Origin of the sequence: Synechococcus sp. UW179A, from assembly GCF_900473965.1 — a bacterium.
Taxonomy (GTDB): domain Bacteria; phylum Cyanobacteriota; class Cyanobacteriia; order PCC-6307; family Cyanobiaceae; genus Synechococcus_C.
In genome coordinates this window covers 92,839-116,633 of record NZ_UCNJ01000032.1, presented here as the reverse complement: position 1 = coordinate 116,633, position 23,795 = coordinate 92,839, and the positions used below count along the sequence as shown (strand labels likewise).

The 23,795-nt window shown below is 54.0% G+C and carries 32 protein-coding genes and 2 tRNA genes; 6 read left to right on the top strand and 28 right to left on the bottom strand.

Annotated elements, in window-relative coordinates; translation table 11 throughout:
• Positions 1–230: 230 nt before the first annotated feature.
• The gene (locus tag DXY31_RS16575) at positions 231–632 is read left to right on the top strand and encodes a hypothetical protein (RefSeq protein ID WP_137025010.1); all 402 of its coding nucleotides are present in this window, start codon (positions 231–233) and stop codon (positions 630–632) included.
• 87 nt (positions 633–719) lie between these two features.
• Here DXY31_RS16575 and DXY31_RS14885 read toward each other — a convergent pair whose 3' ends face one another.
• The 8 genes from DXY31_RS14885 to DXY31_RS17155 form a co-directional block, all read right to left on the bottom strand.
• Positions 720–944 (bottom strand): Nif11-like leader peptide family natural product precursor, encoded by a 225-nt coding sequence (locus DXY31_RS14885; protein WP_114994504.1) that lies wholly within the window; start codon positions 942–944, stop codon positions 720–722.
• Between the two features lie 196 nt (positions 945–1,140).
• Positions 1,141–1,377: a Nif11-like leader peptide family natural product precursor gene (locus DXY31_RS14880; protein ID WP_114994503.1), complete on the bottom strand. Its 237-nt coding sequence runs from the start codon at positions 1,375–1,377 to the stop codon at positions 1,141–1,143.
• 9 nt (positions 1,378–1,386) lie between these two features.
• Positions 1,387–1,563, bottom strand: coding sequence for a hypothetical protein (locus DXY31_RS17160; protein ID WP_170953729.1), 177 nt, complete (start codon positions 1,561–1,563; stop codon positions 1,387–1,389).
• Between the two features lie 60 nt (positions 1,564–1,623).
• Positions 1,624–1,806, bottom strand: coding sequence for a hypothetical protein (locus tag DXY31_RS14875; RefSeq protein ID WP_114994502.1), 183 nt, complete (start codon positions 1,804–1,806; stop codon positions 1,624–1,626).
• A gap of 230 nt (positions 1,807–2,036) precedes the next feature.
• On the bottom strand, positions 2,037–2,264 hold the full coding sequence (locus tag DXY31_RS14870; protein ID WP_114994501.1) for a Nif11-like leader peptide family natural product precursor: 228 nt from the start codon (positions 2,262–2,264) through the stop codon (positions 2,037–2,039).
• A 112-nt stretch (positions 2,265–2,376) separates the two neighbouring features.
• Positions 2,377–2,565 carry a hypothetical protein gene (locus tag DXY31_RS14865; RefSeq protein WP_114992926.1) on the bottom strand — a complete coding sequence of 63 codons (189 nt, stop codon included), beginning with the start codon at positions 2,563–2,565 and terminating at the stop codon, positions 2,377–2,379.
• Positions 2,566–2,942: 377 nt separating this feature from the next.
• Entirely contained in the window at positions 2,943–4,139 is a 1,197-nt protein-coding gene (locus tag DXY31_RS14860) for a hypothetical protein (RefSeq protein ID WP_137025009.1), read from the bottom strand.
• A gap of 611 nt (positions 4,140–4,750) precedes the next feature.
• Positions 4,751–4,821 (bottom strand) — tRNA-Ser (locus DXY31_RS17155).
• A gap of 431 nt (positions 4,822–5,252) precedes the next feature.
• Here DXY31_RS17155 and DXY31_RS14850 point away from each other — a divergent pair.
• Positions 5,253–5,969: a hypothetical protein gene (locus DXY31_RS14850; RefSeq protein WP_137025008.1), complete on the top strand. Its 717-nt coding sequence runs from the start codon at positions 5,253–5,255 to the stop codon at positions 5,967–5,969.
• 676 nt (positions 5,970–6,645) lie between these two features.
• Positions 6,646–7,647, top strand: a complete 1,002-nt coding sequence (locus tag DXY31_RS14845; RefSeq protein ID WP_114994497.1) for a DMT family transporter — start codon at positions 6,646–6,648, stop codon at positions 7,645–7,647.
• A 118-nt stretch (positions 7,648–7,765) separates the two neighbouring features.
• Here DXY31_RS14845 and DXY31_RS17150 read toward each other — a convergent pair whose 3' ends face one another.
• The 5 genes from DXY31_RS17150 to DXY31_RS14825 all read right to left on the bottom strand — a co-directional run bounded on the left by DXY31_RS17150 (position 7,766) and on the right by DXY31_RS14825 (position 10,194).
• Entirely contained in the window at positions 7,766–7,939 is a 174-nt protein-coding gene (locus DXY31_RS17150; RefSeq protein ID WP_170953728.1) for a hypothetical protein, read from the bottom strand.
• 140 nt (positions 7,940–8,079) lie between these two features.
• Positions 8,080–8,364, bottom strand: coding sequence for a Nif11-like leader peptide family natural product precursor (locus DXY31_RS14840; protein ID WP_114994496.1), 285 nt, complete (start codon positions 8,362–8,364; stop codon positions 8,080–8,082).
• A 109-nt stretch (positions 8,365–8,473) separates the two neighbouring features.
• Complete coding sequence (locus DXY31_RS14835) at positions 8,474–9,307, bottom strand: tetratricopeptide repeat protein (protein WP_114994495.1); 834 nt, start codon at positions 9,305–9,307, stop codon at positions 8,474–8,476.
• Between the two features lie 192 nt (positions 9,308–9,499).
• Positions 9,500–9,754: a Nif11-like leader peptide family natural product precursor gene (locus DXY31_RS14830; RefSeq protein ID WP_114994494.1), complete on the bottom strand. Its 255-nt coding sequence runs from the start codon at positions 9,752–9,754 to the stop codon at positions 9,500–9,502.
• A 95-nt stretch (positions 9,755–9,849) separates the two neighbouring features.
• Positions 9,850–10,194, bottom strand: a complete 345-nt coding sequence (locus tag DXY31_RS14825; protein WP_137025007.1) for a hypothetical protein — start codon at positions 10,192–10,194, stop codon at positions 9,850–9,852.
• A 151-nt stretch (positions 10,195–10,345) separates the two neighbouring features.
• Between DXY31_RS14825 and DXY31_RS14820 the strand changes: the two genes are divergently transcribed.
• A complete protein-coding gene (locus DXY31_RS14820) occupies positions 10,346–10,573 on the top strand; it encodes a hypothetical protein (RefSeq protein WP_206749824.1) in 228 nt (75 codons plus the stop codon).
• Here the strand turns inward: DXY31_RS14820 and DXY31_RS14815 are convergent.
• A tRNA-Arg gene (locus tag DXY31_RS14815) sits at positions 10,574–10,647 on the bottom strand.
• A gap of 67 nt (positions 10,648–10,714) precedes the next feature.
• Between DXY31_RS14815 and DXY31_RS14810 the strand changes: the two genes are divergently transcribed.
• Positions 10,715–11,458: a helix-turn-helix domain-containing protein gene (locus DXY31_RS14810; RefSeq protein ID WP_114994491.1), complete on the top strand. Its 744-nt coding sequence runs from the start codon at positions 10,715–10,717 to the stop codon at positions 11,456–11,458.
• Position 11,459: 1 nt separating this feature from the next.
• Here the strand turns inward: DXY31_RS14810 and DXY31_RS14805 are convergent, their stop codons facing one another.
• Both DXY31_RS14805 and rsmI read right to left on the bottom strand, forming a co-directional pair.
• Complete coding sequence (locus DXY31_RS14805) at positions 11,460–11,687, bottom strand: hypothetical protein (RefSeq protein ID WP_114994490.1); 228 nt, start codon at positions 11,685–11,687, stop codon at positions 11,460–11,462.
• A 24-nt stretch (positions 11,688–11,711) separates the two neighbouring features.
• Positions 11,712–12,578: a 16S rRNA (cytidine(1402)-2'-O)-methyltransferase gene (rsmI, locus tag DXY31_RS14800; RefSeq protein ID WP_114994489.1), complete on the bottom strand. Its 867-nt coding sequence runs from the start codon at positions 12,576–12,578 to the stop codon at positions 11,712–11,714.
• 23 nt (positions 12,579–12,601) lie between these two features.
• Here rsmI and DXY31_RS14795 point away from each other — a divergent pair, with 23 nt between their 5' ends.
• The gene (locus DXY31_RS14795; RefSeq protein ID WP_114994488.1) at positions 12,602–13,519 is read left to right on the top strand and encodes a 3'(2'),5'-bisphosphate nucleotidase CysQ; all 918 of its coding nucleotides are present in this window, start codon (positions 12,602–12,604) and stop codon (positions 13,517–13,519) included.
• 9 nt (positions 13,520–13,528) lie between these two features.
• On the opposite strand, the gene DXY31_RS14790 is transcribed toward DXY31_RS14795, so the two are convergent.
• The 12 genes from DXY31_RS14790 to DXY31_RS14735 form a co-directional block, all read right to left on the bottom strand.
• Positions 13,529–15,694, bottom strand: coding sequence for a polyribonucleotide nucleotidyltransferase (locus tag DXY31_RS14790; protein WP_114994487.1), 2,166 nt, complete (start codon positions 15,692–15,694; stop codon positions 13,529–13,531).
• 160 nt (positions 15,695–15,854) lie between these two features.
• On the bottom strand, positions 15,855–16,157 hold the full coding sequence (gene rpsN, locus DXY31_RS14785; protein ID WP_114994733.1) for a 30S ribosomal protein S14: 303 nt from the start codon (positions 16,155–16,157) through the stop codon (positions 15,855–15,857).
• 43 nt (positions 16,158–16,200) lie between these two features.
• Positions 16,201–17,283, bottom strand: a complete 1,083-nt coding sequence (gene rseP / locus DXY31_RS14780) for an RIP metalloprotease RseP (protein WP_114994732.1) — start codon at positions 17,281–17,283, stop codon at positions 16,201–16,203.
• Positions 17,284–17,302: 19 nt separating this feature from the next.
• Entirely contained in the window at positions 17,303–18,580 is a 1,278-nt protein-coding gene (gene serS / locus DXY31_RS14775) for a serine--tRNA ligase (protein ID WP_114994486.1), read from the bottom strand.
• Between the two features lie 59 nt (positions 18,581–18,639).
• The gene (locus DXY31_RS17145) at positions 18,640–18,822 is read right to left on the bottom strand and encodes a hypothetical protein (protein ID WP_114994485.1); all 183 of its coding nucleotides are present in this window, start codon (positions 18,820–18,822) and stop codon (positions 18,640–18,642) included.
• A 51-nt stretch (positions 18,823–18,873) separates the two neighbouring features.
• Positions 18,874–20,373, bottom strand: coding sequence for an AAA family ATPase (locus tag DXY31_RS14765; RefSeq protein ID WP_114994484.1), 1,500 nt, complete (start codon positions 20,371–20,373; stop codon positions 18,874–18,876).
• Entirely contained in the window at positions 20,366–20,920 is a 555-nt protein-coding gene (locus DXY31_RS14760; protein WP_114994483.1) for a DUF177 domain-containing protein, read from the bottom strand. The genes DXY31_RS14765 and DXY31_RS14760 overlap by 8 nt, the downstream gene beginning before the upstream one ends.
• A complete protein-coding gene (gene yidC, locus DXY31_RS14755; RefSeq protein WP_114994482.1) occupies positions 20,917–22,056 on the bottom strand; it encodes a membrane protein insertase YidC in 1,140 nt (379 codons plus the stop codon). Before yidC ends, DXY31_RS14760 begins: the two co-directional genes overlap by 4 nt.
• A 75-nt stretch (positions 22,057–22,131) precedes the next feature.
• On the bottom strand, positions 22,132–22,554 hold the full coding sequence (locus DXY31_RS14750) for a PH domain-containing protein (RefSeq protein WP_114994481.1): 423 nt from the start codon (positions 22,552–22,554) through the stop codon (positions 22,132–22,134).
• A complete protein-coding gene (gene rnpA / locus DXY31_RS14745; RefSeq protein ID WP_114994480.1) occupies positions 22,551–22,952 on the bottom strand; it encodes a ribonuclease P protein component in 402 nt (133 codons plus the stop codon). Before rnpA ends, DXY31_RS14750 begins: the two co-directional genes overlap by 4 nt.
• Positions 22,953–22,970: 18 nt before the next feature.
• On the bottom strand, positions 22,971–23,108 hold the full coding sequence (gene rpmH, locus DXY31_RS14740; RefSeq protein ID WP_074159280.1) for a 50S ribosomal protein L34: 138 nt from the start codon (positions 23,106–23,108) through the stop codon (positions 22,971–22,973).
• A gap of 53 nt (positions 23,109–23,161) precedes the next feature.
• Entirely contained in the window at positions 23,162–23,749 is a 588-nt protein-coding gene (locus DXY31_RS14735; RefSeq protein ID WP_114994479.1) for a DUF2808 domain-containing protein, read from the bottom strand.
• Positions 23,750–23,795: the final 46 nt, after the last annotated feature.

Here is a 23,795-nt window from a genome sequence, read left to right as displayed (position 1 = left end):
GTTAAAAAGTAATTGCTTCTTACTCTCATCGGCTATGGCTATTTAGTTCTCCAATAATAGGTGATTTTTTAGCTTTTAGTCTTTATGGAACTTTCGCAAACTTAATGCTCTGGTGAACTGAAGCGCTGGAGTCATCCCCAGAACTCCGATCAGCGGCGCTGCTTACAGCCCTCGAGTGCTTCTGTCAGACACTTCTGTCGACACCATGCAGCGCGCCCATTGATGCAACTGTGACGCTGCCTGTTGTTGACCTGAATTCAATAACCAGGGCGTTGATGAAATCTGCGCTGATGACACTGATGCGCCGGCGGAGACCACCACCGCCGAAAGCACGGGCTCAAGCTGAAGCGGAAATTCTGGAGCGTGGCCGCTGGAGCCAGCTTCGAGCAAACGAAAAGTTTCACTCAGTTGAGGAGAACGCTGCTGCGCGTGAACGATGCCGGCAGCTCCTCACCGGCGCAGTCGGTGCGGTGAACTGGGTCGAGCTTTACGGTCAGAAGTTACATTCACTAGTTTGGGGGATGCGCCTTCGCCACCCTTTCAGCGACGGTTTCTTGCCTTTAACTAATAATTATTGCGCTCAATTGTGCCAGGTATTTAAGACTGATTTGTGGGATTATTGGGGTAAATAAAGTAATAAAAAGCCTCCTGAGGCTTTTGAATTTGTATGCTTTGCTGGGTAAGGGCTCAGTCAGTCGTCAGCATTGTCTAGACAATTTTTAGTAACAGCTATTGCTCCAGGCTGTGCCCCCAGTCACGTTTTCCAACTCTTCAACCGTTAACTCCGCGTGAGTTTTCTTCAAATCCTCAGCAGAAATACTGAATCCTGCTTCCTTGGCAATCGTCACAACGGTATTGGCATCCGCAGCTGCCTTGATCTTCTCCTGAAGGCTGGTGTCTGCTTTGACCTTTTCTAGAAAGGCTTTGAGTTGCTCTTCTGACATGGGTATCGAATGTGTTTTGCGGTTATAGCAACGATGTGACGCAGCGCCTTTGATTAATACTTACTGCTCTCAATGGTATCAAGTCTTGGAGGCTGATTTATGGGATTATTTGGTTGATTGAAGCAATAAAAAGCCCCTTCGGCAGCAGGGGGTTTGATGAGTAGAATCAGGGAGAACCCCTACAGAGAGTTCCTATTCACCCCCAACTCGCTTGCAGTTTTTCAGTTCCTTTTTTGCAGCAGCCATTGCCCCCAGCCACGCCTTCTAGTTCCTCATCACTGAGTTCAGTAATCTTATCAGCAGTGAATTCGTGGCCGTGTTCTTTAGCGATTCCCACAACGTCTTTAGGTGACTTTGCTGCCTTTAGTTTTTCCTGAAGATTGGAATCACCTTTGACCTTGGCGAGGAAGGCTTTGAGTTGATCAAGTGTCATAGTTCAGTTCTAGTTGCCGAGGTTTGGACCATTGTATTGACGTTTACAGGGAAAACCGTCCTCATTACGGTGCTTAAGGTTGTCTCCGCCAGATAGTTCTGACAACTCTTCGTCAATCAACTCTTCCTTGAGTTCCGGCGACTCGTTCTCTTTTTTGGCGTCCTTGATGTTTTTGGTGTCTTCCATAGTATTAATAGTAGAGTTTCTGAAACTGTAGGGAGTGTCTGCTCTTGCCCTCCTCTTTCTTTATTTTCTGACTGCACCCAAACCCCAATTATTGTCTGCGTTTCGCTCATCAAAACTCATCTCCCCAGTGTCTTTGTTGTACACAACGCCTCCTCCTGACAAACCCTTCAACTCGTCTTCAGTCAACTCTTCTTTAACATCCTTTGACTCATCTTTCTTTCTCTTGGCCTGCTCTTCTGACATGGGAGTACGTTGAGCTACAGCCTAGTTCTAGCAACAGTCTGCTGCAGTGTCTTTGGCTAATAATTACTACGCTCAATCGTGCCAGGTATTGGAGGCTGATTTGTGGGATTATTGGCGAGATTGAAGAAATAAAAACCGCTGTCAATGGTGGGATTTGGGGTGAGTGAGCTAATGGTAAGATATTCTAGAGTGGGGGTTTCTTTTCGAGTGTTTATGTCTTAATGCTCTTGTTAATCCTTTAGGCTAGGAATCCAAGGTGACATGTAGCACTGTCCCCCAGCCACGCCTTCCAGCTCCTCTTCACTGAGCTGACCGAACTTGTCAGAAGTGAATTCATGACCATGTTCTTTCGCAATGCCTACAACATCTTCAGGTGACTTAGCTGCTTTTAGTTTCTCTTGAAGATTGGAATCACCTTTGACCCTGGCGAGGAATGCTTTGAGTTGTTCTAGGGACATGGGTGACTGGCCAGTACAAAAGTCATAGCAACGGTCGGCAGTTGGCAATTAAAAACCCCGCACTTGGCGGGGCGTAATTGGTCTCACTTGTTGAGAGGCCTGCGTTCAGTTTTTACAAACATCTTCCCAGAGGTGAGAGACAGCGATCGAGTGGTGCCAGGACGCGATCCAGATTGCCGAGGTACATTCCCCCAGCAGCAGCTTCCAACTCTTGATCGAAGAGCGGTTCAAGCTCTGGCTGGGTGGAGGTTGGAATAGCTTCCTTGATTTGCAAGGGAGCATTGAAGATTGAAGTAGTCATTGTTTTAAAGCTGATAAGTGTGTGAGTTGTGTTGGAGGCGTTGCCCCCTCGACTCCTTCAAGATCACAGCCTTTCTGGTGAACCCCACTACACAGCTCTGGTGCAGACCTTGCCAAGTTCTGGTGAGCTTCTAGTGAATGGCTCAGAACACAGTGCCTGACTGTGCTTAGATCACCAGGAAGCTGGTGACGCCAAGGTTCCAGGACAGCAAAAACCCCGCGCTAGGCGGGGGGTTTTTGCTGTTAGTTGTTGTTGGCTGATCGATTGTCTTTTGCCGGCTTTTATCAGGAACCACTTGACCTGCCCCGCTTTTCCTGAGCTTGGGTCTTATATGGCTTTTATTTTTTGCGCGAATCATGCTCTCCGGCAGTTATCAATTAAAAGAAATCATTTCCGACAGCTGTCATTGATTCCACGACATTTGAATTGATATCATAGGATTCATTGTGCTTAGGGTTAATACCAACTAGTCTGTTGATTAGACCGGATGGATTGTAATACTCATCGTGCTGTTCACTGCCCCAGTTTGTATGAGGGTCACGAACACCAATTCCGATGTCTAACCCAAAACCAGCATCTCCTAGCTTTCCGTCAGGCCCCCAATTTGTAATCGGATCGAGTTGATGCATGAATCCAATCGAGGCTGAATCGGCTTGACTGTTTTGCCCATCTGGCCCCCAATTGATATCACTATTGGGATTATCGATTGCAGGGGTTTCGCCAGCATCTCCTTGATGATCATTCATTGGGTTATCAGATGATTGATCAACATCTTGAGAAGGCTCAGGGTCTTCACATACTGGAGCCTCTGGATCGCTCATCCCACCCTGGCTGCCATCCTCGCCTTCAGGATCATCTTCAGATGGCGACGAATCAACGGACATTGGATCATCTGGATCTGTCATGCCACCTCCATCGGTATCGCCTTCTGGTGCAGGCTCCGGAGCATCGCTATCACCGTCGCTGCTTGGAAAGGGAAAGCCGAAATCGCTCAGAAAATCATCACCCTGATTTGTGGATTCATGATTTTCGTCCCATGAGGATGGGAATCTTTCACTAAGTGGTTCTTCATAGACTTTAAAATAATTCCTATGGCATCCGTTATCATGTTGACTGTCAACATCACCATCATGACCAGGCTCCCTACCTGGATTTGAATCCAATCCTTTGACTTTGTCTTCTAACAGTTCAGTCTTTTCATTGACAAAGCCATCCCCAAGAAGTCCATGAGATGGAGTTCGATTGATTAAGCTTCCATTGACATCCACCCTGCCAAAATGATCAGTCCTTAAGCAAATGCCTTTCGATGCAATGGCTTGATTATTTAATTTATGAGCCAGGTCGTATTGAGTGCCTGAATTTACAAGCAAACTGTCTTGAATAGTGTTGTTTAAGGCGTTTTTGGTGATCGCTCCTGCAGAGCCCATGAACGCTAGCGCGTCTTGCTCAACATTTTTGTTGCCGGCAGCATCAGTGAACTTGGCTTTTCTGATCCATGTCTTCTTAGTATTGGACTGTCCACCCCAAGCACTAAGAGAGGCGCGTATTGCATCCCAGGTGGTGATGTGAGGCATTGGTTTAAGAAGTGGTGGAGGAATGTTTCCTCTCGATGCACTTACCATCTCCGGCTTCAACGTCTGACTCAGTGATCTGTCTCAAATAAGCCTGTGCTCTTGCTCACAGGCTTGCCAGAAGCCTGCGACATCAGTGGGGCTTGGCTGCTAAAAACCCCGCACTTGGCGGGGCACGGTGTTGTTCATTGCTTCTCTTTGACTCCGATGTCGACACCGCCTTAACCATCATTACTGCATGTATAGAGGATTACGTATCAAGAATTCTTAGGTATATACCCATGTCGGCTTACCTCAATCATTAAAGCGAAAGCGAAAATCAATAGTGAATATTGTTTCCATTCCTCCAACCCATCCAGTTTACTCTCTAATTGTTTAAGCAATAAAAACAGTAGGTAAGTGACAGTAATTAAGAGAAGAAGGCTCATCATTGATTTGAGTATGCGAAGAGCAGAGCCGAAGGAGTCCAGCTAATGCACTCAAGATCTCTTTAATCCATAAATTATTTGATGACGCGTGTTTCAGTCGTTAGTGATATGGGTCACAGGTGATGCCAGGCAAAAAAACCGCCGAGCGGCGAGTGGTGATTGGCTGAGATGCCCTGGTGTGACTAGCGCCCCCTGATGGATTCGAACCATAGACCGACTGCTTAGAAGGCAATTTTCAGCCCAGTCGTAGCAAGGGCTTTAAGGCTATGACTTGGTTTTTAATGCCTGGGGTCGGTTGGGGGCGACCCTGAGATGGACGTTTCTGGATATAGAAAGCGAGCTGTATCCAGTTTTTCTAGGGATCGACCGACTGCCTGTTGAGCAGTCGGTCTTTCGCTTGGTGGGCAGACGGTTTCGCCAGACTCCACCGATGTTGAACAAGGACAGGCCACTCGTCGATAGGCACGCACCAAAGAAGGGTGTCGGCTGGCTTGTGAACACTCAGCAAGGGAAGGTCTGCAGCTTCACGAATGACTCCCCACGGCACATGCTCAGTGGGTCATCGTCGAGACAAGACCGCTGCGCGGAGGGTGGTATGGCGCTGAGTCAGTCCTGGGCGGGGTCAGAATCGAGAAAATGGGTGTGAGGAGTTGGAATCTGCAGCTGTCGACCGATTCCGGAGAGGTCAATGACGATGCGGCCAGACCCTGTTTACGAGCGAACATCCTGGACACCTATGGCCATGAACGGTCATGCATGGCGCACCCATCGCCTCGTGGTGCATGAGGCTGAAGGCTGGGCCGAATTGCGACCAAACCTTCCTCACAACAGGCCATTGCTGATTGTGAGTGAGGCAACGGGGCTGATCCTGATCGTCTGGCAGATCGCCAGAGACGTTCTGTCGTCCACTGATGTCGTAACGACCGGCTGGCTCCCGTGGCTGACCATCGTTCTGATCTTTATGCCCATCTATGCACTGACGCTGCGGACGGTTGTATTCGATCTCCGATCCGGTCGTTTCTGGGAGCAGAGGATGGCCTGGAAAGCCCGGCCGAAAGGCGCTCCCCCAGCCCCTCCGGCTCGATCAGCTGCAGCTGTTGGTGGCAGTCTCAGGGGGATTTATGCCATTCAATTGCTGGGAGAAAGGGTTTCAACTTCAGGAGCATTTGCTCCTCAGGGGCTTTCGCATCTTCGACACCGATATTTTTACAAGAGCTATGAACTCAATCTTGTCAATCGTCGTGGTGGACGCCTCAATCTGATTGATCACGCTGATCTGGCCGGCCTGCGTCGCGACGCTGATCAGCTGGCCTGGTTCCTGGACGTTCCGTTCTGGGATGGGGTTCACAATCAAGGCATGTCGATGACCGATCTGAAGATGGAGGTGTTGCGCAATAATTTCTGATTCCGTGCCTTGCAGGATTCCTAATTGGCGCGTGACGTTCAAAGAGCCAGATGACATGAAGATCGGGCCAAAGATCCCCATGAACGCTCAGTGGAAGCTCGTTCCTACGGACCCGAGATAGCTGCTACATCTGGGGGACGTCCTGGAGAATCTGATGCCTGAAGAGCAAGACAAGAAGCAGGAAGTCAAGCAAGAGCCAGTCGTGGAACCGCTCGTTTTCGTGTAACTGGCTCCAGCGTCCCTTTTTCTATAATTTCAGCTTCTGCCGTGCTTTCTCGTTGGAGACCTGCTCTAACACCTTCTGGTCAGCGACCAGGTTGAGGGTGCTGTAGTAGTTAGCGGCTTCTTTCTTGGGCTTTTTCTTGTTCATAGTTCTGTAGGGGTAAAGGATATTTGGGCTGAGCTCTTGCTTGGAGTTCCCAGATCCATCTCTTGGGATTACCTGTTGGCAAATCCCTCTTTTGGGTGAGTTGTGATGGCATCCCAGGCCAAGACATGAGGCGAGTCTGTCGAGAATTAGGCCCTAGCTGCAATGTGGTAACGACTTGTCTTTGCCATTGCCTCACTGTCTGGACCTGGGATAGTCTCCAGATATTGCAAAGAAAGGAATGACTGGAAGAAAGGACGAAGCATTACTCAATCATCAGCAAAGGGTGCCAAACTTTGATTCATTCACTTGTCAGAGGATTTATTATTCAGGAATAAACAACAAAAACTCTGCACATTGCGGGGCATAAACGGACAAACAAAACAAGTAAATATTGCTTTATCTGGCAAGACACAAAACAACGCCTACGATTTTATGAAAAATGGTTTGAAATGGGGGATTGCCTCTGCGCTTGCAATTGCCTCATTTACGATTTTGTCAAAATTCCTTATTCAACACTTTTCCGCAGGATGGCTATTGCTTGCGTCAGGACTAGGAATAGTATTATTACTGCAAAGGACAATAAAGAATTGGAACGTTTACAAAGGGTGGAGCAAGAAGGAGTGGAAATTGGTTTTTGTCTTGGCAATGCTTAGCGGCTTGTACAACATTTGCTTTTTTCTTGGCTTGAATTTCTTACCAGCAACAATCATGGCGATGTTCCTTGGATTGGCACCACTATTGCTGATCCTCAGAACCTGCGGGATTGAAAAGAGAAAGCCTATGCTGCTAGAAGCAGTGTCTGGCTTGAGCGCAATAATAGGAGTTTATCTAATGCTTGGAATCAGAGTCCAATCATATTCGCTCATAGGCATCACGTGCGGCATTGGAGCGTTAGCCTTTGCCACGAATGCATCGTTTTTAATGGGAAGGATGAGGGAGAAAATTGACGCAAGAGAGGTAGTTTTCACCAAACAATTAAGTAAAATCTTATTTGGGTGTGCTGGAATATTGATATGGTCCAAAATACCATCCTCATCACCACATTCAATAGCTATTTTATGGGCGCTTCTCATTATCGTTGGAGGCTTAAGCATGTTCGTAAGTTTCATGGCCTCCAAGACTGCATTTGCATTGCCACCATTGCCCTTTGAAAATATTCTATTATTAAATCTACCTATTGTGGCGATCTGTGATATGTGGATTTTCGAAGTCTATCTGCATCCTTCGCAATGGGCAGGAGTCCTTCTGATGGTAGCCTCGGCTATTATTGGAATTTTCTCAGGAGAGGAGAGGATTAAGTCGATTTAAACAATGTCAATATTATCGTCAACAGACCAAGGAGGTAGGGGACCCACTGGATCAATACCGAGTTGGTCGTCCGTGTGGTTCTAGGCAAGGATAAAACATCCAAAAGCTGATCTGTACCTCAGATGATCGAGCTATAGCCTTTTGCACGCTGCCAACGCTTGACCTGTAATCTTGTCGTCTTTTCAGTATCAAGCAACTCCCTAATCTGACGGCTGATAAGCAACTCCTGCTGCGCCGTGGGCAGTGGATACCGCTTAGCACTAGCAACCATCAGATTGAAGGTTTCACTCACTCGATGAGATGCTTACGCAAGAAGAAAACTTATTTTAGCTACGCCAAATTTTATCTATCTCTGCTCAGCTGCACTCAATCGTGCCAGGTATGGCGACGAAGTCGTCACCTATTGAAGGCTGATTGATGGTCTTTTTGAGGTTAAGGTAGAAAGGGTTTTGCCCACCAAGGCTGCGCTTTAGAAATTTCAGGATCAAGTAGGCAACCCCAATTCGCCCTCATAAGGTTTCCACCAGCCGCATCCTCAAGCTCCTCTTCAGAAATCTCTGAATGTGCCTTGGTGATTAAATCAACAGAAATACTAAATCCCGCCTCTTTCGCTATCGCAAGAACTGCATCAGGGTTCGCTGCAGCTTTGAGCTTCTCCTGAAGGCTGGTGTCGCCTTTGACTTTTTCGAGGAAGGCTTTGAGTTGTTCTTCTGACATAGATGACAGGTCTGTTCACCCGTCATAGCAGCTGTCGGCCTAGGTGTACCCCAAACTTCAAGGCAATAAAAAACCCACCGTATCTAAGGTTGGGCTATGGACAGTCTAGTCAAGAACACTGCTTCTTCACCCATTCAGCAGGTTCTGTCAATCCAAAATCTGCTGCTTTTCTCCAATCAACACAGGCACCCTCAAGATTATTTGTCATTTCTCTAGCAATACCACGATTCATATAAGCGCTGGCATACTGAGGATTGATCTCTATTGCCTTCGTGTAATCAGGAATTGCTCCTTGATAATCTTTTAATTTAGCCTTGACATTGCCACGATTCATATAAGCGCTGGCATACTGAGGATTGACTTCTATTGCCTTCGTGAAATCAGCAATTGCACCTTGATAATTTTTAAGGTCACGCTTGCTATTGCCACGATTGAAATAGGCATTAGTGTCTTCAGGATTGAGTTTTATTCCCTTGTTGTAATCAGCAATTGCTCCTTGATAATCTTTTAATTCATCCTTGGCGGCACCACGATTAACGAAGGCACGGGAAAACTTAGGATTGATCTCTATCGCCTTTGTGTAATCAGCAATTGCTCCTTGATAATCTTCTACGTTAATCTTTGCGGTGCCTCGATTGTAGAAGATATCAGCACTCGCAGGATCAATCTCTATTGCCGTATCGTAATCAGCAATTGCTCCCTGATAATCCCCTAATTTACCCTTGGCGGCACCACGATTAATGAAGGCATCGACATACTGAGGATTGCTCTCTATTGCCTTCGTGTAATCAGCAATTGCTCCTTGGTAATTGCCCTGTTCATATTTATCCACCCCACTGTTGAATGAATTGTTCGCGAAAGGGTTCGCATAAGTGGTAATCAACGAAGACCCAAAAGCCAGCACGGACAGTGCTGCAGCAATGGCAATAGTCCTGCGAGACATAGAAGAGTTGTTTTACTTCGTCAGAAGCTTAGATGAACCCCAAAGCTTAAGGCAATAAAAAGGCCTCTAAGTGCGCTCAACTGTGCCAGGTATCGGGGGCTGATTTATGGGATTATTGGCGAGATTGAAGAAGTAAAAAGCCCCTCCGGCGGCAGTGGCTTTGGGGGCGTAAGTCATGGTCAGCCGCAACCACTACAAACAAGTGATATGACAGCTATGCTCAGGTCCGGATTGCCACCAACCGCCGCCAGCTGCACTTTCCAGTTCATCATCTGATATGTCCGTAGATGATTTCATCGATTGAATGTCTTCTGCAGTAATTGCAAAGCCAGCTTCATTCGCAATCGAAAGTGCAGCATCGGAATCGGCTGCAGCTTTGAGCTTCTCCTGAAGGCTGGCGTCAGCTTTGGCTTTTTCTAGAAAGGCTTTGAGCTGTTCTTCTGACATGGGTGATTGGCCAGTACAAAAGTCATAGCACTGATCTGAATCACCACATAGGCGGGCAACGCTGCCAGCCGCCTGACTCCCCCGTTTGGGTAGCTCTAAAAACTGCTTTCCCCTAACGGTGCCCAATACTCACACTCTTCAGTCCCGGTATTCCTCACACGATCAATCCCCTTTGCATTCACCTTGCTCCATACATTCACCCTCTCCGTTAATTCCACATCCCTCAGCCTTGTGTGCATCAACGAATAAGTAATCCGTCCTCTTTCTTCAGCCTGAACTAAAACCTTGCACCAATTGCGCTCCACACTCTTCACCACTCCATCAAGCCTGATCTGACATCCATCCACATCACGCACCCTCATAATCCGCTCGCTATCACCACAACTCAACAGCACACAATCGCCAATAACGGCCCTCTCACCCTTAACGACAACATCCATCACCACACCTCCGGCCCACGGCCCAACGCATAAGGCTTCTGGCAGTAGTTCACTGCATACCGCCACGTATCAATCGAATGCGTGATCGCAGTGGGATCCAACAGCTCCCGCTTTTTGCTGTCTCTGGCCAGCAGTGGCGTCAGTTCCCAAAATGCTCTGCACCTTCGACTCGCTTTCACCCATGGCTGGCTCTCACCGCGATCACTCGAGTCGCCCACAACATCGTGCGCAACCAGGTCAGTCCCGCTCCTTCGGTCATCTGACTCTTGCCCGCACGCTTGAACGGGATGCCTCCCTTCGGGAACTCATCGCCAATCGTCAGGGCATGGCCTATACGGTGTGGCGGGCAAGGATGGCTGAGAAACCTGTCTGTGACTGACGCCCCCTGATGGATTCGAACCATCGACCGACTGCTTAGAAGGCAGTTGCTCTATCCAGCTGAGCTAAGGGAGCATGGAGTTCATTCTTGCAGTCAAAGCAAGGAGAAGCATCTAAAGTTGAAGGCTGCTCAAATTGTCCGATGCCACCCAGCCGGCTTACTGACAGTCAGAAGCAGGAGCTTTTGGTCCATTATCGCGCCGGGGAGTCAACGGCCGCTCTCGCTGCGTTTTATGGATGCAGCGTGAATACGGTCAGCCGCACTGTTCGCACCCTGTTGAGTCCAGAGGATTACGACGCGCTCAAGGCGGCGCGTGCTCGCGCTTCCGTGTCCACGCCTCAGGCTGATTGCCTAGAAGCTCCTGAACTGTCCGAAGCACAAGAGGATCCTGAGCAGTTGGAGGCGGAAGAAACCGATGGCAGCGTCACCCTCGCCCTCGATGATGCGGACGATTTTGGTGATGACGATGCTGATGATGTCAGCGATGACGAGCCCTTCGATGCGCCATCGGATGGGGTCTTTCAGGAGATCGCTGTTTTGCCGGTTGATCTGCCGCAAGTCAGCAGGGAGCAGGTCAGCTGTCGTCCTTTCGTTACAGGCATCCTTCCCGACAGTGTGTACATGCTCGTCGATAAGACGGTTGAGCTAGACCCACGACCGCTGAGTGAATTCCCCGAACTGGGTGTGGTCAATCCCGAAGAGCTGGCACGTCAGGCCTTATGCCTCTACTCAAGCCCTCGCTCTGCCAAGCGTCAGTGCGGCCGAAGTCAGCGTGTGATCAAGGTTCCCGATACCGAGGTGTTTGAGCGCACTTCTCGCCATCTGCTGGCCAGGGGAATCACTCGCCTCGTGCTTGAAGGCGCCCTGTATTCACTGGACGACTGATTCATCGTTGTGAGTGAGGCATCAACACCACCGCGAGGCTGCCACCGCTGATCACTCCCAGAACAGTGCTGACTCCAACAATGAATCCTGCAGGCAGCGGTGCTGTCGTGCCTATACCCAGTTTCAACCTGTAGCGGTCGCTGAGGTTTTGCGCTCCAAGGCAAAGCACCACCAGCAATGCGGCACTACCCCCCAGCGTGATCAGCAGCAGTCTCAGGCGCAGCAACATGCCGCGGGTTTCGCAAAGCTCTGCTCAGTCTGCCTGTTTCTGATCCGCATGCAGCAGTGCATACAGTTCACGCCGTGATCGTCCAGCGCTTCTGGCTAAATCCCTCGCCGCGTCACTTGGCTTCATGCCCTGCTCGATCAGTGCAGCGAGTTGCTGGCGGCACTGATCGTCGTTCATGGTGGCTTGCTTCTGTTGCGGAGCACCGCCTAGCACCAGTGTGAACTCACCCTGGGGAGGATGCTCCTTGAAATGCGTCAGAGCAGCAATCACGGTCGGTCCCACCTGTTGTTCATGGCGTTTGGTCAGTTCGCGAGTCACCTGTAGAGCGCGTTGATCACCACAGAGTTCCCGGAGTTCTTCCAGCAACTTCACCAGTCGATGCGGAGCCTCATAAAGCACGGTGGTGCGTTGTTCGGCAACCACGGTTGCCAAGCTTTCGCGTCGTTCACGCCCTTTGGCAGGCAGAAACCCTTCAAAGCAGAAGCGACCGCTGGGAAGGCCACTGCTGACCAGTGCTGTGGTGGCGGCGCAGGGTCCGGGGATGCAGATCACGGCATGGCCAGCCTGATGTGCTGCAGACACGAGCTCTTCGCCTGGGTCACTAATCCCGGGTAGTCCGGCATCACTGATCACGGCAACGCTGTGGCCGCTGCTGAGTTCGTTGAGCAACTGAGGAATGCGGCCATTCGTGTTGTGCTGGTGAAAGCTGCAGCGGCGCGCTTTCGATCCCAGGGCTGTAAGTAGTTGGCCGCTATGGCGTGTGTCTTCGCAGGCAATGGTGTCCACGGCCACCAGCAGGGCCCGTGCTCTCGGTGAAAGGTCGCCTAGATGACCGATAGGAGTCCCCACCAGATAAAGAACTCCCGCTTCCGGTTCGGCGCGCTGCTTCACAATGGCTCCGCCCAGATCACTCCATGATGCCGACTTCGATGGACCTGCCTGCCGGCATCAGTCAGGACAGCCTGCTCGAGGCACTGCGCCCTCTCTGCTGGGGGGCCGCCGACATTCTGCGGGCCTATGCCCGCGGTGAGCAGCCTCCCCATGGTTTTTCCAGGGCCCTGAGTGTTGACAACGGTGGAGAGGGGCCCGTCTCTGCAGCTGACCTGGCGGTGAATCAATGGTTGCTGGATGGTCTGAGTTCAGCGTTCCCCGATGCTGGCTGGACCTTGCTCAGTGAGGAGACGGCCAAAGAGCAGCTCACCGATGGAGAGCCATTGCCTGCGGAATGGCTCTGGATTCTGGATCCTCTGGATGGCACCAAGGATTTTTTGCAAGGCACCGGTGAATACGCGGTTCATCTGGCGCTGGTGCAGGGTCAGCGTCCGGTTCTGGGTGTGGTGTTGCTTCCGGAAGCAGATGAGCTGTGGTTCGGCCTGGTGGGTGATGGCAGCTGGTGCGAAAATCGCAGCGGCATCCACAGTCCCGTTTGCTTCAGCGACCGCTCTGCTGAGGGCGAACTGATCATGGTGGCAAGCCGTAGTCATCGCGACGATCGCCTGGAACGACTGATTGCAGCTCTTCCTCTCGCCGGCTCCAAGGCTGTCGGCAGTGTGGGCTGCAAGGTGGCCACCATCCTTCGAGGAGAGACCGATCTCTACATCTCGCTCTCTGGCAAGAGCGCTCCAAAAGACTGGGATATGGCAGCCCCTGAGGCCGTGTTGCTGGCGGCTGGTGGTGCCTTTACCCATGCGGATGGTCGTTCGCTTGCCTACAACACTGGCGATGTGCGTCAGGCAGGTTGCCTGATCGCCAGCAATGGAAAAGCCCATGCCGAGCTTGAGCAGCGAGCGGCACGGGCTATGGAGACCATCGATCCTGGTTTTCAGGTCTGAATAGACCCCTCAGGAGAGGGGAGCAACAGGCGTGGGGGCAGGTTCGGGCTCAGTGTGTTCACCGCTCTGGGGCACACCGCGCAGGGTCAGATTGATGCGGCCGCGGTTGTCAATTTCGCGGACACGAACGGTGACCTCGTCGCCCACTTTCACCACGTCTTCCACCTTCTCGACCCGTGCTTCAGACAGCTGGGAGATGTGGATCATGCCTTCCTTGCCAGGGAGAATCTCCACAAAGGCGCCGATTGGAATGATCCGGGTAATCGAACCGCTGAACACCTCGCCCTCATTGACCTTGCGGGTGAGCCCTTCGATGATCTTCTGAGCTTCATCAGCCGCCGCTCCGTCATGGGACGCAATAGTGACAATGCCACTGTCTTCGATATCGATCTTGGTGTTGGTGCGTTCAGTGATCCCCTTGATGGTGCGGCCACCAGGACCAATCACAGTGCCGATGAGTTCCGGGTCAATGCGGAAGCTGAGCAAGCGAGGGGCATGGGGTGACATGCCATCACGGGGAGTATCAATTGCCTCCAGCATCTTTTCGAGGATGTGGAGACGGGCAGGACGCGCCTGATTGATGGCCTCTGCAACGGTTTTGATCTCCAGGCCGGTGATCTTCATGTCCATCTGCAGGGCGGTGATGCCCTTGTCGGTGCCCGCCACCTTGAAGTCCATGTCGCCGAGGAAGTCCTCAATGCCCTGGATATCGGTGAGGATTCGAACCTCTTTGCCCTCTTTGATCAAACCCATTGCGGCACCGCTGACGGGTGCTTTCAATGGCACACCGGCGTCCATCAGGGCGAGGGTACTGCCGCAGACTGAACCCATTGAGGTGGAGCCATTGGAGCTGAGAACCTCACTCACCACCCTCACCACGTAAGGGAAGGTGTCTTTCGCTGGCAGCACGGGCAAGATGGCTCGTTCTGCAAGGGCTCCATGGCCGATTTCACGCCTGCCAGGGGAGCGCATCGGTTTGGTCTCGCCCACTGAGTAGGGAGGGAAGTTGTAGTGATGGAGGTAGGTCTTCTCAGTGTTGGGGTTGAGATCGTCCATCTCCTGGGCATCGCTGGGTGTGCCAAGAGTTGCGGTCGACAGCACCTGCGTGAGGCCGCGTTGGAACAAACCTGAGCCATGAACTCGCTTGGGCAGCACGCCGGCCGCCGCGCTGATCGGACGCACCTGGTCGAGACTTCTGCCGTCAACACGCTTGCCGTCTTTCACGATCTGCTGACGCATCAGCTTCTTGGTCAGGGCTTTGAAGCTGGTCGGCAGTGCTTTGCCATTGCCTGAAACCAGCTGACGGACGGGGTCCGAGTCCTTGAGCCCCTCAATGGTTTCAGCGGTTTGATCACGGATGGCATCGAGCTTTTCGTCGCGTTCTGCCTTGCTCTGATCGAACTGGCTGAGCACATCGCCAATCGACTTGCTGCAAGCCTTTTCCAGATAAACCGGCAAGGTGGTGTCTTCGCTGGGAGCCTCTGGCTTGACCTGCTCGATTCCAGCCTCTTTGAGGATGGATTCCTGAGCCTTGATCAGCTCACAGACCGCTTCATATCCGAAGTCGATCGCTTCAATCACATCCCCTTCCGGCAGCTGATTCGCCCCTGCCTCAACCATCACAACACCATCGGGTGTGCCGGCCACGACCAGATCGAGATCTCCTCGTTCGATCTCTCGGAAGCTGGGGTTGAGCACGAAGTCGTCGCCCAGGAGGCCAACACGCACCGCAGCCATCGGTCCTTGGAAGGGAATGCCCGCCAAGAGTGTCGCCATTGAAGCGCCAGTCACCGACAGCACATCCGCAGGAACACGCTCGTCAAGCGACATGCAAGTGGCCACGATTTGGATGTCGTCTCTCATCCAGCTAGGGAAGAGAGGCCGCATCGGCCTGTCGATCAAACGGCAGATCAGTGTGGCTCGCTCGGGAGGTCTCCCCTCTCGGCGCATGAAACTTCCTGGAATGCGGCCTGCTGCGTAAAGGCGCTCTTCGTAGTCGCAGATGAGGGGAAGGAAATCGATGCCTTCGCGTCCCTTGGATCTGGTAGCTGTGACAAGCACCGAAGTGTCACCGCATTCGATCATCACCGAGCCACCGGCCTGGGGGGCGTACCGCCCCGTGGTCAACCGAATCTCCCGACCGTCAAAGGAGATCGACTGTGTCTGACCTTGCACTGTTGTTTATGTCTTTCTGTCAATGTTGATTCTGGCACTTCACAGGATTGAAACGTCAATCCCATTGAATCCAATTTGATTCGCTCCGTCACATCCATCAAAAAAGGAGGTGTTCAAACACCTCCTCAACTGCATCACTTTGAAGCGGACTCTCGACAAATCACCAGCTGGACTTGACCACACCAGGGAGTTCACCTTTGTGGGCACGTTCGCGAAGTTGATTGCGGCAGAGTCCAAAGTCGCGATAAACACCTCTTGGTTTGCCAGTAGCCCAGCAGCGGTTGCGCATGCGGGTGGGGGCGCTGTTGCGGGGGAGTGCCTGGATCTTTCGGTGGATCTCAAGCCGCTCCATAGGACCCTCCGCTGCATTGAGGGCGGCCATTAGGGCAGTCCGCTTGGCTGAGAAGCGCTCAACCATCTTCTTGCGCTTCGCATCGCGGGCGATCATCGACTTTTTGGCCATGCAGCGATTAAACAGGAGCAGTTCAATCAGCAACCATACAGTTTCATTGGCCGATTAATTGACGCACCACAGGAAGCTGGCTGGTGTCGCGCACGATCAGCAGCACGCTGAGGCCAAGCACCAACAGCAGACTGGACTGCATCACTGCCAACTGAAACCGCTCCGGCAGTGGGCGGCCGCGCAGCCCCTCCAGCAGCAGAAACACCAGTTGTCCGCCATCGAGCAGCGGCAGTGGCAAGGCGTTGAGAACCGCCAGGTTGATGGAGATCAGAGCCAGAAATAGGGCGAGACCCGACCCTCCCTGACTCGAGAGTTGCGCACCCATTTCCACAATTTTCACAGGGCCTGAGACCTGCTGAGCGGTGGCGCCGAAATTCGTGAACAATCCTGCATAGCCAGACACCGTTCTGCTGAAGAGCCCGCCGAACTGCTGGCTGGATACGCGGACCGCTTCCAGCAGTGAGCGCACGGGACGAGTGGAGCCGCTGACAACTTCCTGAAGTTGGGCGCCGATACGGCCGATACCCTGCTGGTCAGTAGGCGTGAGCTGGAGTGGCGTGACCACACCGTTTCTGAGCACTTGAAGCGTGAGCGGTTGCCCAGGGCTGTTGCGGATCGGATCCACTGCCGCCTGGACGGCCGGCTCTCCACGGCCAAGATCAACGGCATCGATTGACAAGATGCGGTCGCCAGCTTTCAGCCCGGAAAGAGCTGCCGGTTCACCTCCCTGCACGCTCATCACCATCACGCCTGGTCCAGGTTCCCCAGGGACTCCTGTGGTGGCAGTGTGTCCCACAAGAACTAACCAGGCCAGCAGCAGATTGGCCAGAACGCCAGCACTGATCACCAGCATCTGCTGGGGAATCGGTCGGTTGCGCAGAAGATCCGGATCGTCTTTGGGAATATCACTCTCTTCATCGTCTTCAGGGAAGGAAACAAATCCACCCAGTGGGAGTAATCGCAGGGCGTAGGTCACTCCTCCCTGCTCGGTTTTGAGCAGAGCCGGCCCAAATCCCACCGAAAAGCCGTTGACACGAATGCCTTGCAGACGGGCAGCCAGGAAATGCCCCGCTTCATGAATAACGATCAACAGCCCCAGAGCCAGGAGTGAGGCCAGAACGTTCATGGATACCGTTTCAATCCACTCATTCTGGCTGGATTCTGTTCCCACCGAAGTAAGGGACCAGTGCCTGAGGCAGCAGCACACTGCCGTCGGACTGCTGACCGTTTTCCAGCAGAGCGGCCATGGTGCGGCCGATCGCCAGGCCACTGCCATTCAGGGTGTGAACCAGCCGGGTCACTTTCCCTTCCTTGGTGCGAATCGAGGAACGTCGTGCCTGGAAATCGCCGCAAACGCTGCAACTTGAGATCTCCCGGTACGCACCGGCGCCTGCCAGCCAGACTTCGAGGTCGTAGGTGCGCGACGCGGAAAATCCCAGATCACCGGTGCAGAGTTCCAGCACCCGGTAAGGGAGTTCCAGGGCTTGCAGCACCGCCTCTGCATCGGCGGTGATTTGCGCGTGAGCTTCCGCTGAGTGTTCGGGGTGCACGAACCAGTACAGCTCCACTTTGTTGAATTGGTGCAGGCGGATCAGCCCTCGGGTGTCACGGCCATAGCTGCCGGCTTCTCTGCGAAAGCACGGGCTGTAGGCCACGTACTTCAGAGGCAGCTGATCCCCCGGAATGATTTCATCGCGATGCAGAGATGTAACAGGTACTTCCGCAGTGGGCGTCAGCCAGAGATCGTCGTCAGCGCAGCGGAAGCTCTCTTCGGCAAACTTCGGCAGCTGCCCTGATCCTGTGAGACTGGCGCTGTTCACCAGCACTGGGGGCAACACCTCTTTGTAGCCCTTGCTGCCATGCAGGTCGAGCATGAAGTTGATCAGAGCGCGCTCTAGTCGCGCGCCTTGGCCGAACAGGGTGACGAATCGGCTCTGGGCAATGCGCACTGATCGCTCACTGTCCAGCAGGCCAAGACGGTCAGCAATCGCCCAGTGCTCGTCAAGGCCCTCCTGTTGGCGCGGGACGCCCCAGCTGCGCACCTCAATGTTGTCGTTTTCATCTTTTCCATCGGGGCTGTCGGCCGATGGCAGGTTGGGAAATGTGAGCAGCTGATCCTTCAAGCGTGAGGCGATCTGCTTTTCTTCATCCTCGAGAGCTGACACCTTCTGCTTGATGGCGTTGCCCTGCTGACGCAGATCAGCGACTTCTGCTCCCTTCGGATCGGCTCCGGCTTTGATCTTCTGCCCCACGACCTTGCCGATGCGGTTTCCCTCCGCCTGAAGCGTGCTGCGCTCTTCTTCGAGATCCCTTTGATGCTGAGCGATCTGCTGAAGGGAGCTGAGATCCACATTCAGGCCCCTGCGTCCCAGCTGAGTAGCAATCAGCTCAGGGTTCTCTCGCACCAGACGCTGATCGAGCACAGGGGTTCGGATGATCGCGCCGGCAGCCTAGGCGTCCGCTGTCAGCGCTCTGTTTGCTGTCAGAAAACCTGCCCAACCATCACAGCCGCCACAGCAGAGAACAATGTGATTCCTAAGGCGGTGAGAGGGTTCTGCCCCTGAGCGACGGCCACCGTGGTGATCACCCCGGCTCCGAGGCAGGCAGCTGCCAATTGAGTGGTGATTTCGGGAGAACGGTTCAATTCCGGGCTTTCAGTGGTCACTGGAACTTACGGAGCTTGACTGGGTTCGTCCCAGGTTGAAGGGGCGGATCGTTACGCCGTGTCAGGGTTCGTTACGGCTCGCAATGATGCAGGTCTGGCTCGCCCGGCACTGGCCCATTGCTTAAGGCTTTCCATCTGCTCCCTTGCCGTGCGTGACAGGGGGACGAGCTGCGATGCCGCCAGGATCATGTCGCTTTCCGTGAGTTCACGGATTTCGGCGAATGCCAGGTGCATCGCTTCGATCACCACTTGCTCCAATTCAGCGCCGGAGTAGCCGTCCGTGCGATCGACCACGGTTGACAACGGCAGATTGAGACCAGGACGCCGCCTCTGCAGGTGAAGGCTGAGGATGCTCAGTCGCTCATCTCTCGAAGGCAGATCCAGCAGGAAGATTTCATCAAAACGTCCCTTGCGCAGCAGCTCCGCAGGTAAACGCTCCACACCGTTCGCCGTGGCCACCACAAACACCGCAGAGCGTTTCTCGGCCATCCAGGTGAGCACGGTGGCCAGAACTCGCTGACTGGTGCCGCCATCACTGCGGCTGTCGTTGCCGAATCCCTTGTCGATTTCATCGATCCAGAGAACGCAGGGCGCCATCGCTTCCGCCCGTTGAATCATGTCGCGGGTTCTGGCTTCACTGGCTCCGACTAGGCCGGAAAAGAGGCGGCCAACGTCAAGTCTCAGAAGAGGCATCGACCAGCTGTGGGCGATTGCTCTGGCTGTGAGTGACTTGCCGGTGCCCTGAGGCCCCACCAGGAGCACCCCTCGAGGCAGTGGAAGTCCAAAGCGGCGTGCATCATCGTTGAAGGCCCTGTGACGTTGATCAAGCCAATGCTTGAGCGTTTCCAACCCGCCGATGTCACCAGGCGTCGCATCCGTTCGGCAGAACTCCAGCACTTCGCTGCGGGCTAGGGAAAGCCGTTTCTCTTCCAGCACATCGACCAAGTCTTCGCGGCTGAGAGATCCACGTTGTGCGAGTGCTTTGGCGGCCACATGCCTCACCCTGGTTTCGCTAAGGCCGCAGCAGGCATGGGTGAGTTCCTCAAGCACTTCAGCCTCCAGGGCTCGTCCGCTGGCTTTAGCAATGTTGGCGAGCAGTGTTCGTAATTCCTGCTCCTGGGGCAAAGGCAGGTCCATCAGGGTGAGCGCCTCGTCCAGGTCGGCGGGGGGTGTCCACTGCCCGCAGGTCACGATCAAGGTGTGTGGAGTGGTTCGTAGCTGGCTGGCGAGGTTGCGCAGCATGCGGGCGATTCCAGGGTCCTCGCAGAACCTGTGCACATCCTTGAGCAGCAGAAGGGTCGGACTGGAAGGGGAGCGCTCCTGCAGCCACTGCAGCACCGCCATCGGCTGTCGAGCTCCCAGTTGTTCCTGGCCCAGGGCGCCGCTGAGACCTCCCACGAAATCCCAGCAGGTCAGGGTGCGATCGGGCAGCCGCTCCGATGTCTGGCGTAGCAGCGTTTCCACGCGTTCCTCCTCATGGCTACGGATCCAGATCAACGGTGTGCCCGATCGAATTAAGAGGTCCAGTTGTGCGATCCAGTTATCAGTCATGGTTCGTCTCTTTGCGGTGCATCGACGACTGCAGATCCTTCAGGGCCTGCCAGCGAGGATCAGGTGTTTGCCTCTTCTCTCCGCCAATGACGGAGATATCCGATGGTTGTTGTGGCATCCCCGGGCAGTGCTCTCCGCAGTGATTGACGACCGACATCTGCAGGCTCAGCTGTTCAAAAACCCAACGTTCCGGTTCGAAATCGCCGCGTGGGTTCAGGCACTCCATCAGGCCATCGGGTGAAGCCGGGTCCAGTCCCGCTTCGGCGAGATGACTATCGCTAGGTTCCTGGCCCAGCCAGATCAGTTCCTTGGAGATGGCGCTGAGCTGTTGGTTGAAGTGCCCGAGGCAACGGTCGCAGCGAAGGCAGACGATGGTCTGCAACGATCCTTCAACCTCGAGAAGATTGCCAAGATGCTCAGCCCTAAGAGTGCCTCGCACGGGAGTGAGGCTGGGCATCTCATCAAGTTGACCATCCACAGACCAGACCCTGGAGGTTCCCAGAGCTTGTAGCTCCCTGAGCGGTACCGGCTCAAGGCCGGGAATCATTTGTTGCCGCCCTTAGGCTCGAAAGGTAACCGGCTTCCTGGAACTCCACCGGCTGCGGCTGCGGCAGGTTGCTGCTTGAGCTGGTCGTCCAGGATGGCTTGCAGATTGTCTGGTAAAGCTTCACGGGTCAGCAAGAAGGTTTGCAGGGCCTGGAAGATGTTGGCGATCACCATGTAAAGCAGAACGCCGGCCGGCAGTGGGAAGAACAGGAACATTCCAGTGATCATCACCGGGGTGATCTTGTTGGCTGTGGATTGCTGCGGATTCGCTGGCATGCCCATACCCGACAGCAGCTGGGAAATGAACAGGCTCAGGCCAAAGGAGCCAACAAGGATGGCGATGTCCCAATTCACGGCACCGTCCGTGTAGAAGCCCACCTGTCCAAGAGCCTTGATGAACAGGAAACCACTGCGGGCGGCCAAACCGGGGATCTTGCCTTCAACGGTTGCATCACCGGGAGCCAGTGCTGTGATCTCTCCGGCTTCGGAGACGGAGACAATCGACTCCCCTTTGGTCACAGCCCAGGCAGGCAGGAAGGACTTACCGTTTGCAACACCGTTAAGGACCTCCGCGAAAGCCTCACCGCTTTTGGTCTGAAGCTGGATCTGAACGCTTTCACCGGTGCCGAGCTTGGTCCCACCGGGCAGGCTGGCGATCACGGGGACATGATCGGTCTCAGTGACAAAGATCGAGTGGCTTGCACTGGTAAATGGTTTGGGCTCAACCGCAGCGATCTGCTCGGCGGGCAGCACTTTCAGATTGAGGGTGTAAGGAACGTCTGCAAATGGTGATCCACGCAGCGTGGCGAACAACGCGAACAGGATCGGCATCTGCACCAACAATGGCAAGCATCCGGCTAGGGGGCTGCCGAACTCTTTCATCAATTTGCCCAGCTCTTCCTGCTGTTTCTGAGGGTTGCTGGCGAAGCGAGACTTGATCTCAGCCTGCCGCTTCTGCATCACAGGCTGGGCGATGCGCATGCGCCGTGCGCTGCGGATGGATCCCGCGCTTAGCGGGAACAGAGCCAGGCGGATCACCACCGTGAGAGCCACGATCGCGAGCCCGTAGCTGGGCACCAATCCATAGAAGAAATCCAGGATCGGCAGCAGCAGATTGTCGGAGATGTAACCGATCACGATGGCGTTCCGATGGGCGGTGAAGGGTGATGCCAGTGTGCAACAGCGTCGAGGCCGTTGCGTTGCTGCACAGGATTAGGCAGCGAAGCCTTTGCTTGGAATGCTGTCACTGCTTGAGCCATTGGATTCAGGCCTGCTCGTGATGCGTTCCTGGATGTAGGTCTCAACCTCACGGAAGCGCGGCATCGAACGGAGCTCAAGTCGTGATCCATCCGTAAGCACAAGAACCATGTCGCCCCATGCGCCAAAGCCACGGGGCACACAGCGCACCTCACGGATCTGGCTGTAGACCACCTGGCTGCGGTCCTTGCCCATCCATCCGCCGCTCACGGACACTCTCCGACTGGTGATGCGAAAGCGCAGCCAAAGAGCCCGCACGATGGCCCCCACGGTGAATGGCAGGGCAATCAGGGTGAAGCCCAGAAGGATGTTGAAGATGAGATCCCCTTTCGCAGGACCTCCTTCGTAAAAGGTGTTTTCCTTGATGGAGCTGGTCATGGCTTCAGGCCCGCCTGTTCAAGCAATCTGTCGCATTCTTCCAGCAAGTCGTGATCCTCTGTGGCTGCCCCGGGCTTCAAACTGACCAGTATCCAGACGCTGGCGTGTTCTGGAGCATGCTCGAACCTTGTACGCAGATGGTCGTGCAAGCGCCGCCGTAATCGATTCCTGATCACGGCCCGCTTGCTGACTTTGCTACTGATCACCACAGCCACACGGCATGTTCGAGCTGCGCAGGGTGTGTCTGATGACGACGTGGTTGCAGGGTATTTGAGCAGGGAATGGTGGGCTGAGGCCTTCCTCAGCACCATCAGGCTGCCGTGGAAGCGCTTGCCTTTCCGATGCAGATGATCAAAACAGCGATGGCCGCGCAGACGCATGGATGCCGGCAGGACCATCGCCGCAATCCGAAAGATTCACACGGAAAGGCGTGAACGACCGCGTTTGCGGCGGCTGCGGATCACACGACGACCCGTGTGAGTGCGCATCCGCACTCTGAAACCGGACACGCGTCTGCGCTTGCGACTTGTGCCTCCGAGGGTTCGTTTCGTCATGAGATTTTTCCGGCACCCGGCCTTTCGTCAAGAAGCGAGTTTATCAGCCGGGGTTAGTCGATATCCACAAGCCAGCTGCCGAGGTAGCCGGACACGGGAACGTCTCCGGGGGCCTGCGCCAGAGCATTGAACTGGAACATTCCCCCCTGGCTCGGATTGAAGACATTCATGACCACGGCATAAGTACCACCAGTTGGAATCGGAGTGTCGGGGAAGACCTCGATGGCTGTCTGTTTCTCATTCACTTCGAACACCGCCGGCAGCACCTCTTTGCACTTGCTTCTTGAGAGCATTCCGCCCATCGACATCTTGCAGAGAGAGAGATTCTTAGGACGGATGCGCGCGTTGAAATAGCTGGGCACCGTGATGCTCAATTTGAGGATCGCGGTCTTGCGATCCTTCTTTCGCAGCATGAAGAAGTACTCCGAGCGCTCACGCCGGCGTTGGCTGCTCTGAACGAAGTAGAGCTTCCGATATCCAGTTCCTGAATCCCAGCGGAATTCCAGCAGAGACGGTGTGTTCTGAGCAACGGCGGGGGGTGTTGAGAGGGGTAGCGCCGCCGCTGCGCCGATGACTCCGCAACCGACCAAGGCTGCCAGTCCTGCTCTGCGATGGGGTGTGAGAGAACAATGTCTTTTCATCGTGATTTGGGAGCAGTCGGCGCGGATGCCGTGAGTCGTAGGTGAA

Excerpts from the sequence above, each read along its gene's own strand:
- DXY31_RS14885 (WP_114994504.1), bottom strand. The coding sequence starts at position 944 with ATGTCAGAAGAGCAACTCAAAGCCTTTCTAGAAAAGGTCAAAGCAGAC.
- DXY31_RS14880 (WP_114994503.1), bottom strand. The coding sequence starts at position 1,377 with ATGACACTTGATCAACTCAAAGCCTTCCTCGCCAAGGTCAAAGGTGAT.
- DXY31_RS17160 (WP_170953729.1), bottom strand. The coding sequence starts at position 1,563 with ATGGAAGACACCAAAAACATCAAGGACGCCAAAAAAGAGAACGAGTCG.
- DXY31_RS14875 (WP_114994502.1), bottom strand. The coding sequence starts at position 1,806 with ATGTCAGAAGAGCAGGCCAAGAGAAAGAAAGATGAGTCAAAGGATGTT.
- DXY31_RS14870 (WP_114994501.1), bottom strand. The coding sequence starts at position 2,264 with ATGTCCCTAGAACAACTCAAAGCATTCCTCGCCAGGGTCAAAGGTGAT.
- DXY31_RS14865 (WP_114992926.1), bottom strand. The coding sequence starts at position 2,565 with ATGACTACTTCAATCTTCAATGCTCCCTTGCAAATCAAGGAAGCTATT.
- DXY31_RS14860 (WP_137025009.1), bottom strand. The coding sequence starts at position 4,139 with ATGCCTCACATCACCACCTGGGATGCAATACGCGCCTCTCTTAGTGCT.
- DXY31_RS14850 (WP_137025008.1), top strand. The coding sequence starts at position 5,253 with ATGACGATGCGGCCAGACCCTGTTTACGAGCGAACATCCTGGACACCT.
- DXY31_RS14840 (WP_114994496.1), bottom strand. The coding sequence starts at position 8,364 with ATGTCAGAAGAACAACTCAAAGCCTTCCTCGAAAAAGTCAAAGGCGAC.
- DXY31_RS14835 (WP_114994495.1), bottom strand. The coding sequence starts at position 9,307 with ATGTCTCGCAGGACTATTGCCATTGCTGCAGCACTGTCCGTGCTGGCT.
- DXY31_RS14830 (WP_114994494.1), bottom strand. The coding sequence starts at position 9,754 with ATGTCAGAAGAACAGCTCAAAGCCTTTCTAGAAAAAGCCAAAGCTGAC.
- DXY31_RS14825 (WP_137025007.1), bottom strand. The coding sequence starts at position 10,194 with ATGGATGTTGTCGTTAAGGGTGAGAGGGCCGTTATTGGCGATTGTGTG.
- DXY31_RS14820 (WP_206749824.1), top strand. The coding sequence starts at position 10,346 with ATGCTCTGCACCTTCGACTCGCTTTCACCCATGGCTGGCTCTCACCGC.
- DXY31_RS14810 (WP_114994491.1), top strand. The coding sequence starts at position 10,715 with ATGCCACCCAGCCGGCTTACTGACAGTCAGAAGCAGGAGCTTTTGGTC.
- DXY31_RS14805 (WP_114994490.1), bottom strand. The coding sequence starts at position 11,687 with ATGTTGCTGCGCCTGAGACTGCTGCTGATCACGCTGGGGGGTAGTGCC.
- DXY31_RS14795 (WP_114994488.1), top strand. The coding sequence starts at position 12,602 with ATGATGCCGACTTCGATGGACCTGCCTGCCGGCATCAGTCAGGACAGC.
- rpsN (WP_114994733.1), bottom strand. The coding sequence starts at position 16,157 with ATGGCCAAAAAGTCGATGATCGCCCGCGATGCGAAGCGCAAGAAGATG.
- rseP (WP_114994732.1), bottom strand. The coding sequence starts at position 17,283 with ATGAACGTTCTGGCCTCACTCCTGGCTCTGGGGCTGTTGATCGTTATT.
- DXY31_RS14765 (WP_114994484.1), bottom strand. The coding sequence starts at position 20,373 with ATGACTGATAACTGGATCGCACAACTGGACCTCTTAATTCGATCGGGC.
- DXY31_RS14760 (WP_114994483.1), bottom strand. The coding sequence starts at position 20,920 with ATGATTCCCGGCCTTGAGCCGGTACCGCTCAGGGAGCTACAAGCTCTG.
- DXY31_RS14750 (WP_114994481.1), bottom strand. The coding sequence starts at position 22,554 with ATGACCAGCTCCATCAAGGAAAACACCTTTTACGAAGGAGGTCCTGCG.
- rnpA (WP_114994480.1), bottom strand. The coding sequence starts at position 22,952 with ATGGTCCTGCCGGCATCCATGCGTCTGCGCGGCCATCGCTGTTTTGAT.
- rpmH (WP_074159280.1), bottom strand. The coding sequence starts at position 23,108 with ATGACGAAACGAACCCTCGGAGGCACAAGTCGCAAGCGCAGACGCGTG.
- DXY31_RS14735 (WP_114994479.1), bottom strand. The coding sequence starts at position 23,749 with ATGAAAAGACATTGTTCTCTCACACCCCATCGCAGAGCAGGACTGGCA.